The sequence below is a fragment of the Paenibacillus sp. 01T431 genome (assembly GCF_056398625.1).
This window is the reverse complement of sequence record NZ_JBFTPT010000005.1, coordinates 263,458-276,808: the sequence shown is the minus strand read 5'-3', so window position 1 is coordinate 276,808 and position 13,351 is coordinate 263,458. Positions and strand designations below refer to the sequence as shown.

General features: G+C 43.1%; 13 protein-coding genes and 1 tRNA gene. 3 read left to right on the top strand and 11 right to left on the bottom strand.

What is annotated here, in order from left to right; all coding sequences use genetic code 11:
• Positions 1 to 24 precede the first annotated feature (24 nt).
• Positions 25 to 615, bottom strand: coding sequence for a xanthine phosphoribosyltransferase (locus AC1DM9_RS11295; protein ID WP_477580019.1), 591 nt, complete (start codon positions 613 to 615; stop codon positions 25 to 27).
• 82 nt (positions 616 to 697) lie between these two features.
• On the opposite strand from AC1DM9_RS11295, the gene AC1DM9_RS11290 reads away from it, so the two are divergent.
• Positions 698 to 781: transfer RNA gene (locus AC1DM9_RS11290), tRNA-Leu, on the top strand.
• Between the two features lie 199 nt (positions 782 to 980).
• Here AC1DM9_RS11290 and AC1DM9_RS11285 read toward each other — a convergent pair.
• On the bottom strand, positions 981 to 1,475 hold the full coding sequence (locus tag AC1DM9_RS11285; protein WP_477580017.1) for a DUF2199 domain-containing protein: 495 nt from the start codon (positions 1,473 to 1,475) through the stop codon (positions 981 to 983).
• Between the two features lie 262 nt (positions 1,476 to 1,737).
• Here AC1DM9_RS11285 and AC1DM9_RS11280 point away from each other — a divergent pair, with 262 nt between their 5' ends.
• Entirely contained in the window at positions 1,738 to 2,346 is a 609-nt protein-coding gene (locus tag AC1DM9_RS11280; protein WP_477580015.1) for a transglutaminase-like domain-containing protein, read from the top strand.
• 41 nt (positions 2,347 to 2,387) lie between these two features.
• On the opposite strand, the gene AC1DM9_RS11275 is transcribed toward AC1DM9_RS11280, so the two are convergent.
• The 7 genes from AC1DM9_RS11275 to AC1DM9_RS11245 form a co-directional block, all read right to left on the bottom strand.
• Positions 2,388 to 3,272: a GNAT family N-acetyltransferase gene (locus AC1DM9_RS11275; protein ID WP_477580013.1), complete on the bottom strand. Its 885-nt coding sequence runs from the start codon at positions 3,270 to 3,272 to the stop codon at positions 2,388 to 2,390.
• A 122-nt stretch (positions 3,273 to 3,394) separates the two neighbouring features.
• Entirely contained in the window at positions 3,395 to 3,598 is a 204-nt protein-coding gene (locus AC1DM9_RS11270; protein ID WP_477580011.1) for a hypothetical protein, read from the bottom strand.
• A 136-nt stretch (positions 3,599 to 3,734) separates the two neighbouring features.
• Positions 3,735 to 5,114 carry an ADP-ribosylglycohydrolase family protein gene (locus AC1DM9_RS11265; RefSeq protein WP_477580009.1) on the bottom strand — a complete coding sequence of 460 codons (1,380 nt, stop codon included), beginning with the start codon at positions 5,112 to 5,114 and terminating at the stop codon, positions 3,735 to 3,737.
• Between the two features lie 30 nt (positions 5,115 to 5,144).
• The gene (locus AC1DM9_RS11260) at positions 5,145 to 5,957 is read right to left on the bottom strand and encodes an MBL fold metallo-hydrolase (protein WP_477580007.1); all 813 of its coding nucleotides are present in this window, start codon (positions 5,955 to 5,957) and stop codon (positions 5,145 to 5,147) included.
• Positions 5,958 to 6,037: 80 nt separating this feature from the next.
• Entirely contained in the window at positions 6,038 to 6,880 is an 843-nt protein-coding gene (locus tag AC1DM9_RS11255; RefSeq protein WP_477580005.1) for a sugar phosphate isomerase/epimerase family protein, read from the bottom strand.
• 37 nt (positions 6,881 to 6,917) lie between these two features.
• Entirely contained in the window at positions 6,918 to 7,877 is a 960-nt protein-coding gene (locus tag AC1DM9_RS11250; protein ID WP_477580003.1) for a Gfo/Idh/MocA family protein, read from the bottom strand.
• 45 nt (positions 7,878 to 7,922) lie between these two features.
• Complete coding sequence (locus AC1DM9_RS11245) at positions 7,923 to 9,290, bottom strand: N-acyl-D-glucosamine 2-epimerase (RefSeq protein WP_477580001.1); 1,368 nt, start codon at positions 9,288 to 9,290, stop codon at positions 7,923 to 7,925.
• A gap of 313 nt (positions 9,291 to 9,603) precedes the next feature.
• Between AC1DM9_RS11245 and AC1DM9_RS11240 the strand changes: the two genes are divergently transcribed.
• The gene (locus tag AC1DM9_RS11240) at positions 9,604 to 11,142 is read left to right on the top strand and encodes a DUF4127 family protein (RefSeq protein WP_477579999.1); all 1,539 of its coding nucleotides are present in this window, start codon (positions 9,604 to 9,606) and stop codon (positions 11,140 to 11,142) included.
• A 90-nt stretch (positions 11,143 to 11,232) separates the two neighbouring features.
• Here AC1DM9_RS11240 and AC1DM9_RS11235 read toward each other — a convergent pair whose 3' ends face one another.
• The gene (locus tag AC1DM9_RS11235; RefSeq protein WP_477579997.1) at positions 11,233 to 12,294 is read right to left on the bottom strand and encodes a Gfo/Idh/MocA family protein; all 1,062 of its coding nucleotides are present in this window, start codon (positions 12,292 to 12,294) and stop codon (positions 11,233 to 11,235) included.
• Positions 12,291 to 13,349, bottom strand: a complete 1,059-nt coding sequence (locus tag AC1DM9_RS11230) for a DUF4855 domain-containing protein (protein WP_477579995.1) — start codon at positions 13,347 to 13,349, stop codon at positions 12,291 to 12,293. Before AC1DM9_RS11230 ends, AC1DM9_RS11235 begins: the two co-directional genes overlap by 4 nt.
• Positions 13,350 to 13,351 lie beyond the last annotated feature (2 nt).

Here is a 13,351-nt window from a genome sequence, read left to right as displayed (position 1 = left end):
ATTTAGTTACATACAACTTGTTGTTTAAGCGTGAGCGACTGGATGAGGAGCGAATGTTACTTTTCCACCTGATAATGATGCCACTCTTGCCAATGAATGTACAAGATAACCATGCTCGATCAGCTTTTCACGTCCTGGCTGGAACGCCTTCTCGATCACGATGCCAATACCGGCTACCGATGCACCCGCTTGCTCAACGATTCGAGCCAATCCAAGTGCTGCATCACCGTTCGCTAGGAAGTCATCTATAATGAGGACACGATCTTCAGCTGCCAAAAACTTGCGTGAAACAGTAACTTCACTTTCCTCTTGCTTCGTAAAGGAATAGATTTTCTCGGTATAGAGATCATCCTTAAGTGTCAGCGACTTGCGTTTACGCGCAAATATTAACGGCACGTTCATTTGCAGAGCGGCCATAACCGCAGGTGCGATGCCTGAAGACTCCAGTGTGAGTACCTTCGTAATTCCTTGCGCTTCGAATAGGGAAGTGAACGTTTTACCTATGGCAAGCATAAGCTGCGGATCTACTTGATGGTTTAAGAATGAATCAACCTTCAATACATTGTCATTAAGGACGATTCCTTCTTGCATGATTTTTTGCTCTAATTGCTCCACAGCATTTTCCCCCATTTTTATAAAATATTGTTGACTATTCCAGCTTACTCATGATACGATATTTTTTGTTAAAACATGTTTTGCGGTCGTGGCGGAATTGGCAGACGCGCTAGATTCAGGTTCTAGTGGTGTAACAGCCGTGGAGGTTCGAGTCCTCTCGACCGCATCCTTATTGGGTTTATAGACTATTTTAGACGATGTTTAATCTAGTGGTCAATATGAAACACCATTTTGTAAATTTAAACCACTTAATTATCATGACACTAAATTCATGATAACGAAGTGGTTTTTTTGTTGCGTAATTTTGCGATTCACTCATTGCAATTGAAAATAGATGTTCATAAAAGTCAATTTTCATTGGCTATTCAATCGTTCATGTGGTGATTGGTTAAATGAGCAATCTCTATTACTCTCTCCATTGTAATTCCTTCTCTTTGTTCAACTGCAAGTGGATGATCAGTCTGTTCTAGTTCTATTAACGGAACGGCGCCAACTTCTTGTGTATGTACCATTGTTTTCAACGACAGTGTAGATATTGGATATATTGAAAGCTCCGTCGACAACCAGCCAAAATATGGTTGTTCATTTTCTCTTCCTTGTACATTCAATAATTCATTGGATTTCAAAAAATTTTCACCACTAAGTGAAACCCAAACACTCCATATAAATTTTTCATGACTATCAATAATTGGTATTTCAATGTGTCCCCTAATATAAAAAAACTGTTCATCAATTACGCAAAAATCACTAATTAACTCTGTTCTTTGCTCTTCAGGCACCTTGTAAAAATAGTCTGGTGCTTCAATTCCGTAACATAAAGGGACTTCACTTAATTCGCTGTTGCAATGAGGGCATTTCATCGTTTCTACTCCTGCCTGTTTTCTAATATTTTTATAACCACAAAATTATGTTAATTCTTAAATCACTTTACTTCTATATTCTACCGTATAAAATTGCATTTTCTTAATAATAATCCGTTTTATTGTACCATATTGTATTTCATTATTCAGTCATAAAAACTACTAGGTCAACAACGGTTGAACGAAATTAGTTGTTGTATATTAATTCATTTAAATGCATAATAATTCCTAGGAATAAACTAATAACTGGAGGCATTATGCTATGAACATATCGTGTGAATCGGATAACATAGGAGATTATTTGGAGGAAACAGAAGTCATCGATTTCAGTCACCCGACAATCGGCGATTTATCAGATGAATTATTTTCTAAATCTTCTAACGAAGTCGATTTTATAAAAAATGCTTACGAATTTGTTCGAGATCAAATAGCGCACTCTTGGGACATTCAAAGCAATCGGATAACATGCAGCGCTTCAGAAGTCCTATTTTATAAAGAAGGTATTTGTTACGCCAAATCAAATTTATTATCTGCACTGTTAAGAAGCAAAGGGATTCCAACAGGGTTTTGTTATCAACGACTTACAATCGGGGATACACCCGACACAGGATTCTGCATTCATGCTCTTAATGCCGCCTATATAAACAGCATTGGAAGATGGGTTCGCTTTGATGCTCGTGGAAATAAACCCGGCATTGCTGCGGAGTTTTCTTTAACAGAAGAAAAGTTAGCTTTTCCTATACGGCAACAATATAACGAGATAGACTATTTAGAAATATATAAACAGCCTAACTCTAAAACGATTCAAGTACTTAAACAAAGTACAAATGCTATTCATATGTATTTGAATGGATTGCCTTCCGAGCTTTAGATTCATTTCCAGAGGCACTTTTCAGCATCCATAAGTATTGTTTAATAATCGTCGGGTGGAGCACTTAGTCTTGTATCCGGTCTAAAATATTTAATATAGTGGTGGTAAAACGCCGTTTCTTCAAACCCAAGGCTTTCATATAACGTTTTCGCAAAATTACCTTTTGCAACGTCAAGGATTACCTTTTCTTCACCCCTGCTGATGATTTCATTAACAAGGTATTTCACAAAAACTCTTCCATAACCGCGTGATTGATGTTCTATGGAAATAGCTACGGTACATATTTTATTTCCTTCAATTTTTCCTATTGCTACTATAGTATTATCAACTATCATTACAAACATATTATTTTTATTTTGTGCAAACTGCTCGCGTTCCCATTCCACAGGCTTATAAAAAAACGAAGGATACAATCCTATACGCTGTCGCATATGATAGAAAGCTAATTCGCAAATTCTATCCCATTCAAAATAATCATTCTCTTCATAATTTCTAACTATGATGTTATCTGAAGGGAATGATTCACCCTTACGCTCCATAATGTAGGAGGATAAATATAATCTGTATCCATTATTGTCCAAAAGACTAATTAAATCAGTGTCACGATGAGAACACGTAAATAGGGTATGCTCTACTTTTTCATTTGGAATAAGCATTTTTTCATATTCTTGAATTAGCATTGAGCCGATATCCGCTGCTTCATACTCTTTGTTCACATATAATATGGCCTGAGGTTTTCTGCCGAAACCATTAAATGAAAGAAACCCAATGGTTGTAGTGTTATTAAGAGCAACCAAGATATTATCTTTGTTTCCTTTTTCATCATTATAAAATATATTCAATAGATGATTGTAATTAAGCAGCATGCGTTCGATTTGAGCTTTATCTCTTTGAGGATCATATTTTTGTATAATAATTTGGTTCAATTCTCACACCTCGATTCTGTTTTAGTTCAATCCATACACTTGTATAAAACTCTTACGAATTCCTCATTTTTAATTAAATGTCCAATTACCTCTTCAATACTTCAACAAAACGCTATTAACTCTTAAAAAAATAATTTTTTTATGCTGTCATTGATTTTCTTATCTACATTCTCTCTGTCTGCACTGCCTTGGTCGTAGGCTTTATTTAATTCTTCAGCAATTTTCTCAGCAAAAATTTTATCCGTCATTCCTTTTATGATTTCTTTTCGGCCAGCTACAATATCCCATTTCTGTTCTATCGCATTTAGTTTAACTTCATAACGCATCGAATGATCTCCTCCAGATAGAGCTCTTATTATAAGATGAAATGATTACCCTTTTCTCCCAGTATACAACAAACCCAACACCTTGGCGGTATTGGGTTTATTGTATTTGTATCGCTTTCAAATTGTAGCAACCCCATCATTTCAAATAAGGATTATTTGCAATCAATTTCACCGTTCGCTCTGCCAAATGAGAAAGAGATACGACACCGAAGCCATCTACGCCGGAACGAATTTTATCGTTTAGCGGCTTCACCCATTTCTCGGGTAGTTGGCTCGCACCTTTTTGCATACCTACAATAGAACCTGCGGTAGCCGCATTGCAATCCGTGTCAAAGCCCGAAATGATTGCTAAACCTATTGTTGCTTCCAGGTCACCTTCACCATACAGCAAAGACGCGGCCACAATCATCGCATTCGAGATCGTATGGCACCAATGATGTGCATTGCTTTCATCATATTTATGGTGGATACGCTCTACTACTGAATCGAAGGTCACCTGCTCCTCGTACCAGCGTAACACCGTCCGAATATCGTCTGCAAGCCGGCAATTGGCAGGAATTTGACCGAGACCGGCTCTGATCACATCCTGCCTGTTGTCCGTCACAGCAGCCATTGCCAGCATAGCCGCAGTCCACATCGCGCCGTAGATGCCATTTTTCACATGCGAGATCGAAGCATCTCTCCATGCCATTTCAGCTGCTTTCGCTGGATTCCCAGGATTAATGTAGCCATACAAATCAACACGAATCTGAGCGCCAATCCACTCTCTATAGACATTACGATATGTAGCTGAGAGTGGTGGATCTAAGCGATTAACGAGATTCCGGTAAGCAATGCGTTCTGCAGTACAGGTGCGCAGCAATGGCAACAGGTTAAGCCATGTTTCGGCTACATCGTCAGGAGAGAAGTCATAGCCGAATTTTTCTAATACAGCAAGGCTGATGATCGTATAATTCATATCATCGTCCTCGACCATATGCTTCACATTATTAATCCAGCTTACGAGCTCGTTTCCATACGACCCGCCCTCGTTGATGACGCCGTACTTCTTCGCAATTTCCGGATCAATTTCGGATGAAATATAATAATGAACTGGAAGATTGTTTGTTTCCTTTAACAAGCCTGTAATACGTTCCTTTCTCCACCCTTCGATCGGCTGCCCCAATAAGCAGCCTGCGGATCGACCGAGCCAGGCACCATACATTTTATCCGCTAAATTTTCAAATAGAGCAGGTTGATTCACCGGGAATTCGGCAACTGGTCGTTCCGCTACGATTTCCGGCAGGTTAGAAGGCTCAACAAACGGAAAGTCAGCTCTTAAAGGCAGCTCTCCCATTTCGTCTATATAAGCCGCAGCCATTTGTTCACGTTGCGGGTCATTCCACGGAATGGAAGCCAGCTTCTCATACGTAGCAGCCAATTCTGCGCTGATCTGTTTCCCCTCATCCATTGCCTGCTGCCTTTCAATTTCAACATGATGGCTGTATTGCAAGTAATACTGCTCGGAGGCTTTCATGAACGGCATTCACTCCTTTCAGGAACCGTATTATAGCTGCAAAACCATACCGTCAAAAGCTGCTATGATATCCTCTTGATCAAAAAACTGCGTAAGATCATCGTGCAGCAGTCCTATATTGTGAGAGAAATGTGTGACCACAACCTTGCTTTCCCGGCTGAATATCCCATTGCTGCGTAACCGATTCCTAATATCAAGAACAGCTGCGATGTTGAGATGTCCGCCTGTAAACGGCAGATGGCCGTTCGTACAATCCAATATGGCGAGGTCCAATTTCGTCTGTTCCAGCCATCGCCATGTTTCTTCAGGAAGAAGCCCGGTATCGTGCCCATAAAAGATGCGCTTCCCATCCTTTTCGATTAGAAAGAGCAAACAGGTTTCATCGGGATCATGATTAGCCGGCAGTGCCGTCACTTTCGTATTTCCGGTATCGACGGTTTCGAACAGATCAATTTTTCGCAGCACCAACCGCTCCGCATCTGGTTTGCCAACAGCTTCCCGGCATTTGCGAATGACAGCATCGTGGCCGTAAACATGCAACGGCGCATCCAATCCATGAGCATAAACAGGCATCCGCATCTCCAAATCCTCTGCACGAAGATGATCCAGATGCGTGTGCGTGATGAACAAATCCTTCACAAGACCGAGATCGATGCCGCCCGTCAAAACATGATGAAGCGTATCTGGCGGAAAATCAACCTTCAACACGCCATCAATAAGGACGGAGCTCCGTGTTCTCACATTTTTACCGCCAAGCTCTCTTGCCTTCAAGCAGTGCACACAACGACAAAACATCGCAGGAAAACCTTCCGCAGCAGCAGTGCCAAGAAAATGCACCTTCACAATATATCTCCTTCCAAATCGTTCTTAAGTTTTGGTCGTAGACAGAATCAATTAACTATCCTTTATCATTTAATGCTTTCTTAAAGGCCGGCCACTATTCGTGTGACATGATTAACCGCTTCAATAGAGCCAAGCTTAGGCTCTTCTTCGCCTTCGAACTCTACGGTAAGCCACCCGTCAAAACCTGATTTCTTCAGCTCGCCGAAAATATACTTCAAATCGACAGCGCCTTCTCCAGCAATTTTCCCTAGAAACAACTCCCCCGTTAAAGCCCGAGTGACGCCGCCAGCCGTACCTTCCGGCACTGGTAAAAAGTCCTTAACATGCACATGACCAACATACCCATTCAGCTCATCAATCGCATCGCTAGAGCTTTGGCCAACTAGCAGAAAATTTCCCGTATCGAACGTGCTTCGCAGCGCATGGGAATTAACTTGTTGGATAATAGCCATAACCTGGTCGCTGCGTCCTGCAAATAACCCGTGATTTTCTAGGCAAAGTGTTACACCTTTCTGTTCGGCATAATCAGCCGCTGCACGAAGTCCATCTATTACGAATTGCATTCCCTGCTCAAACGATATGGAGTCATTGGGCAAATCCCCTGAAAATACACGAACGACCTTCGCTCCAAAATGAACAGCCGCGTCGACAGCATCCGTTACTTCCTTTAATTGTGCTTGCCTTTGTGAATCATCTGCTACCACAAAGTTGTTGCACGCGCTGAAGCACGCAACCTGCAACCCATATTTACGAAGCGCTTCATCGATTAATGGGATATCCTTCTCCTTTTCCTTCCAAAAACAACTGAGCAGCTCCACTCCCTTAACCCCTGTCTCGGAGGAAAATGCTAGAAAATCAACGGTATCCCATTTTCCCTCATACCAATATTTATGCACGCTCCACATACTCAAGCTAACGTTCAAACCAATCACGCTCCTCATAGAAAATAGAAGTGCCAAATCAAACTTGATAGTCTGCTGAACGATATATCGCTTCAGTCAATTGGATAACCTTCCTAGCATATTCTCCCGATACCAATATTTCATGTTCTCCTCTGATCGCGTCAATGAAGCTTTTATCCTGATTGGTGCTTTGAGCTGGCAGCTGAACTGGCAGAACGCCATCCTTATAGGTTGAAATTTCAATTCTGCCATTCTCGAGATAGATCACGCCTAAATCGCCGCAGAAGGAATAAAACTCCTTATAGCCCGGTACATAACCAATAATGTTCAGCGCAGCAATGGCACCCTCTTCAAAGGTGATGCTCGTAAAAGAATCGATTTCCACCGGTGCGCCATGACTGCTAAGCGTCGACTTCACCTCAAGCGGCGTAAGGCCTGTCGTCCATAACAGAACGTCAATAATATGGCTGCCTGAATCCATCAGCATACCGCCTCCAGAAAGCGCAGCATTTTGTCGCCATGTGCCTGTTTGGCTGCGTTTCCAATCCTGATAGAGCGTTGCGTTAATCGAGCTTAGCTTGCCAATTACGCCATCTGCTATCGCTTGGCGAATAAAGATGAACTCCGGTTGGAAATGTCTTTGGTAGGAAACCTGAAGCAGCCTCGAATTTGCCTCTGCAGCATTTATTAATTGTTCAGCTTCTTGGGAGGTGCAGGTCATCGGCTTCTCAATCAAGACATGGCAGCCTGCGTTCAATACATCAAGCGCTTGGGCAAAATGCAAAGTATGCGGTGAGCATATAATAACGGCATCCAAGCCGCCTTCTTCGAGCATTTCTTTATGGCCTGCGTATCGACGGGTATTGGTCAAATGGAATGTTGATAGAAACTGCAGAGCAAACTGTTCATTTGGGTCTGCCACTGCAACGATTTCCACGCCTTCCAGCGCTTGCATCTGACCAGCATGAAGCTGCGCGATACCGCCAGTACCTATAAAACCAATATGAATATTTTGCATATAATCATCTTCACTCCCCATGAGTAATGATTGCTGCGTTCTTGCTCAATAAACTCCTAGAATGGACAATCTCGTACCATTTGGAATCACATTTGCAGGCCTATCCTTAAACAACCATCTCTCCGGCGTATCACGAATATCACTTAGCTCTAGCACAAATGAAGCTGCCGGCAGCTGTTCCGAACGAAGAATAACTCTATTTCCATCAACCGCTATACTATCCCATATCAGAGAAATAGAAGCGCCGTTATCCCAAAGCTTGTAGCAGGAGTCATTCATAGCCGAGTGTTCGTCAATCCGTTTATTGAAAGAAATCACAATTTCGTTTCTGCTTCTCCGTTCAGTTAACATGGGAAACGGCTTATGATCATACATATATCCGCCTGTATGATACTCATATGCTGTCCAAGATGCATATCCGAGCGCAAAAGCCGTCTGACTGAATGTCTCCAGCCATTCCCCGCTTTTAATCATTGGTTGTGCAGAACCGATATCCGCCTGAACGGCTAATGGCAGCTCGGGAAATCGCTCCTTGATCTGATCGACAAAGGGCTGGTAGCCTTTAACGTAATCAGCTGGCAGATCTCCACGCAGCCAATCGGGCCAATGCGTTTGCAAGAAATGGATATCCGGCTTAACCTTTTCAATCATCGATGGAGCATCAAGGCCTTGGTCTACACGGAGTCGTTCAACGCTATCCTGTCCTGCATTTATCGCAAGCGACCAAGTGGCAACAACGATATCTGGCCTAACCTCGCGAACGCCTCCTTCTCCATTTATCATTTCATTTATAAAGCCATTAACTGCTTCTACACGGAACTCGATCCACTTGTTGTAGGTTTGAACATCCCGAAGGTAATAGTTAGGAGCAGCAGCATTTGTAAAATCGGGCATATCCACGCCGTAGCGTGCTCGGAACGCCGACTGAGCAAGCGGCCCAACATCACCGTATACCCCTCTCTCAATCCCTCCCCACTCTGGGAAATACGGTTCGGCAATTTCTATACCGTCGAAAGGATACTCCGTCACAAGCTTAGCCATCGCTGATTTTTTCCACTGCACGTAGCCTTCACTAAAGGGCGACAATCGCCAGAAGCCGTCATTCGGCTCCTTAAGCAGCTTCATCTGCCAAGAAGGCCATTCTTCTGGAAACCTGTCAGTAGAGAAGGTACCGTTTCCTATCACCATCGCCCACACCGGAATTCCATTTTGACGGAAAGCGTGCAGCAAGTCTTTCTGAATGACATGTTCATTTACAACAAAATAATGGACGCTTTGATACCCTGCAAGCATAATTTCTTCAACAATACTCTCTGGCGACCTTTGCTGATAATAGGGAAATGAGGGATCAATCTGGATGCTAGAACCAGAAACGGCTTGGTTGCGAAATGAGTCCTTAAACAACGTAGACAACCATTTATACCTCCTTTTTCCAATTTCACTTGTAGTGTACCACCTATTTATTAATAGCGGGATATTTTTTTATTTATTTTATTTTTTTAGAATAAATCCTCCAATCATCACAATTACGACTTTTCTAGTAGAATGAGAAAATACCTCATAAATGATCATTCAACACTTGATATGGGATCTAGCAATCCAATTTTCATGACTCATTTAGAGAAAAAATCCTTTTTAAATTATTTTTATAAAAAAATATTCCATTCACTCTGCTTGATGTATAATAGGTGTAATTCATCATTTATCCATAAATGGAGGTCATTGTATGAGTAAAGTCGTTTACCTTCCGCTAGACGAACGTCCTTGCAATGCAAAATTCCCACAAATGATAGCTGCAATCAGCGATCTCTCGCTCGTCGCTCCGCCACTAGAATTGCTCGGAAGAAAGAAACAGCCTGCCCGCTATGAAGGGGTACATGACTGGCTGCTTCAGCATGCTGTTGATGCAGACTATTTGATACTTTCCATTGATATGCTCGTTTACGGCGGCATTGTTCCTTCCCGTCTGCATCAATTATCGCTTCAAGCATGCATGGAACGTCTTCAACTGCTTGAGCAGCTGAAGCAGCGCAATCCCGCACTTCGCATTTATGCGTTCAATTTAATTATGAGAGCCCCAGCTTACAACAGCAGTGACGAGGAACCTGATTATTATGCGCATTATGGACACTCGATTTATCGCTATGGCTGGTTAAAAGACAAGCAGACTTCCGAGCTGCTGAACGATGATGAACAAAACGAATGGCTTCAGCTTCATAGCTCTATACCAAGCGCCATTCTAAATGACTTTCTACAGCGCAGAGAAACGAACTCACAAGTAAATGAGCATATTATTACACTCGTACAATCCGGCATCATTGATCATCTTGTTATTCCTCTGGACGATAATTCGAAATACGGCTTCAGTCCAATGGAGCAGCGCAAGCTTCTTATCTCGGTAGAGGAGTACAATCTCATGGATCATGTGCTTATCTACCCTGGTGCTGACGAAATAGGAAGCATCTTATTCGCCAAAGTGTTTTGCACGATCAAAAAATATCAACCTGAGGTTTTTATTCGTTACTCCTCGACACTTGGGCCAACGATCATTCCGAAATACGAGGATCGCAGTCTGAATGAAAGCATAAAATCTCACTTAACTTCAGGAGGCGCCTTCATGGGTGATTCCTCGATGACAGCCGATTTTGTACTCATGGTACATTCTCCTCCAGTGTCTTCGAATGATGCAGCTGAATCACCAAATTTATACCGGGATCGTCACCGTTCCTACTTCTCTGAGGTACATATAGCTGAATTCGTTACGGCGATTGAAGCGATAGCTAATAAAGGGGGCATGGTCGCACTTGCGGATATCGCTTCATGCAATGGCGCCGATAATAGCCTCTTAAAGCTGTTATCCAAGAAAAACCTAATTTCCCGCCTCTCCGCTTACGCTGGCTGGAATACGTCCGGCAATACACTCGGAACAGTGATAGCGCATGCCATCGTAGCTTCCTACTATCGCCAACAAAACAATAACCAAGAATCAAGCACACAGATGAGCGAGCATTTCATGCTCTATCGTTTGATTGAAGATTGGGGTTATCAAACAATCGTAAGGCAGGAAGTCGCTCATCACTTGCCAGAGCTCGGGGCCAACTACTTCGATGTGAGCCAAGTTAAAGAGCATGTATCTCAGCTCATCACCCAAAAGCTGCAGCGCTTCTGCAATGATTATTTAGCTGAACTCGCTGAGGGCAGGATTGACGAATTAAAAGCCGATCTCCCTTGGAACCGCATGTTTGAAGTCGATTTATCCTTATAACTCAGAGCTCGCAAGTGATAAACATCAGATATGAAAATGCTGTTCCAAGGCTTGCCTGATGGAACAGCATTTTTAATATTCCTTTAAAGCTCAGCTGAACTGAATTTCTTCACCCTTCTCTGCTGATTCGTATATGCCGCACAGCATTTTCATCACCTCAAGACCATCTTGTACTGGACTTAATGTCTCTTTTCTTCCGAGACAGCTGTCGATGAAATGGTTGATTTCATTTTGGAATCCGCTGGCGAAATCAAAGCCTAGCTGGTCAACCTGCGGCGTAATGTTCAGAATCGTATCATGTTTCTCCGCAACGATGAACAGCTCCGGCTCGATTTCGGCGCCGCCCTTGTCACCAAAAATTTTGACGGTAATCTCATCCTTTTTGGCATGCAGCGTAAAGCTTACATCAACCAAAAGTGATGCTCCGTTTTCGAAACGGATAAGCGCGTTTGCTAGATCCTCAACGGTGTTTTTGCTGGAATCATAGTCGGATGCTTTGTAAAACGATAGATTTTGGATATTTGCCCGATTCCCAAGCTGACGATAAGTATTGCCGCTGATCGACTTTACTTTCGGCTTGCCCATTAAGTACCAGCATAAATCAATGATGTGTACGCCAAGATCGATTAAAGGTCCGCCGCCCGAACGCTCCTTGTCAGAGAACCAACCGCCTGGGTTCCCTAACCTTCGCAAACAAGTCGCCTTTGCATAATAAATGCTGCCGAGCTCACCTGCACTGATGAAACGCTGCAATACGTCTGTATTCGATCCGTAGCGCCTCACGAAACCAACCTGCAAAACCTTACCGCTATTTTTCACTGCTCGCTCTACCCGCTCCGCTTCTGCAACGGTTTTGCACAGCGGCTTCTCTACGAGCACATGCTTGCCGGCCTCTACGGCAGCAATGCTAATTTCAGCATGTGAGTTGTTCCATGTGCAAATGCTTACTGCATCGATTGCTGGATCAGCAAGCAGCTCGCGGTAGTCGGTGTACACCTTCTGCGCGCCAAATCTACTCGCTTTGTTTTGGGCACGTTCTTCATTTAAATCACATATGGCATAGAGGTTAACTTCTGGATTGCCTGCATACGCATTAAGATGAACCTCCGAAATAGAGCCTGCCCCGATCACGCCAATATTCACTTTTGTCATCGTTTATAACCCCCCTTTATAAATTGATAGGTCAAATCATAAATGTCCCTTTTCTCCAGCTCCTCCGCATATGCTGCATCAAAGAGCAGCTTGACGTCTTGATAATAACCTTTAAATACATCCCCGCTATAACCATATCTCGCGCCGCCTGCCAAATAGTTTTCATATTTTGCGCGGAAATCGCCATTGCTTTCAAAAACCCGAGAATCGACCTCGATCTCTACGCCCATGCCGGCTTGTTTGGCCATATTGGCTGCGATCCCAACTCTCGATTCGCCTGTCTTAGTAAAAAAGTGATTAGGCTGCATAGCTGCTGCGTCAAAGCCTAGCTCCTTCCATTTCCAATACAAGCTGGCCCTGTAATAGGGAATCCAGAAAAATTTCAACCCCTTTGCGCGAACCTGATCTCCCGTCCAGCCAATCAGCCCTTCCTCGTAGGGAACACTCGTATTCACAGCTTCATTCATCCAATAGAGCGCCTTCAGCTCGAGAAAGGGCAAGTCAGCATTCTCCCAGCGCTCTAGCAGTTGACCAATATACCACTCAAGCGCTTTTTGTTTATTTCGAGTCGCTTCGACTGCAGAAACAATCGTATGATCGAAGCAAAGCGAGTTGCTATCATCGCTTATTGCTCCAAAGTTCTGCTGATTCGGAGCCGGATAGGGTATCATGAGCACAACCTTCATTTTATGCTCTGGGTCTGCCAATTTTAGAGCAACTTCCTCCATCGCTTCATTTAAAGCCGAAAGCTCACCTGATTCTGCAAAGGTCTTATCCAAGTACCATTGCCAGTCTTTTTGATCGTTTGGATGCTCCTCTGATTCTTCAAATCCGTTTGAGGAATGAGACCACTTGGCTAGAAACAAAGCCCCGTCAAACAGCCATTCGAGCGGCTTGCCTTCAGCATCGATGTAGCTGATATAGGGTATAAATTGCTCTTTCCTCCATACGCCCGCATCGTTTTCATAATGACCGTTATAAAACAACATCAGATTGTTTATTCCTCCCGTTTGTTCCCCTGAACGAAGAAAAGCTCCACTATCCGATCGCTCCATAT

What these genes read in the sequence shown, in the direction of transcription:
- AC1DM9_RS11230 (WP_477579995.1), bottom strand. Translation starts at nt 13,349, where the DNA reads ATGGAGCGATCGGATAGTGGAGCTTTTCTTCGTTCAGGGGAACAAACG.
- AC1DM9_RS11265 (WP_477580009.1), bottom strand. Translation starts at nt 5,114, where the DNA reads ATGAAAGCCTCCGAGCAGTATTACTTGCAATACAGCCATCATGTTGAA.
- AC1DM9_RS11240 (WP_477579999.1), top strand. Translation starts at nt 9,604, where the DNA reads ATGAGTAAAGTCGTTTACCTTCCGCTAGACGAACGTCCTTGCAATGCA.
- AC1DM9_RS11285 (WP_477580017.1), bottom strand. Translation starts at nt 1,475, where the DNA reads ATGAAATGCCCTCATTGCAACAGCGAATTAAGTGAAGTCCCTTTATGT.
- AC1DM9_RS11270 (WP_477580011.1), bottom strand. Translation starts at nt 3,598, where the DNA reads ATGCGTTATGAAGTTAAACTAAATGCGATAGAACAGAAATGGGATATT.
- AC1DM9_RS11280 (WP_477580015.1), top strand. Translation starts at nt 1,738, where the DNA reads ATGAACATATCGTGTGAATCGGATAACATAGGAGATTATTTGGAGGAA.
- AC1DM9_RS11250 (WP_477580003.1), bottom strand. Translation starts at nt 7,877, where the DNA reads ATGCAAAATATTCATATTGGTTTTATAGGTACTGGCGGTATCGCGCAG.
- AC1DM9_RS11235 (WP_477579997.1), bottom strand. Translation starts at nt 12,294, where the DNA reads ATGACAAAAGTGAATATTGGCGTGATCGGGGCAGGCTCTATTTCGGAG.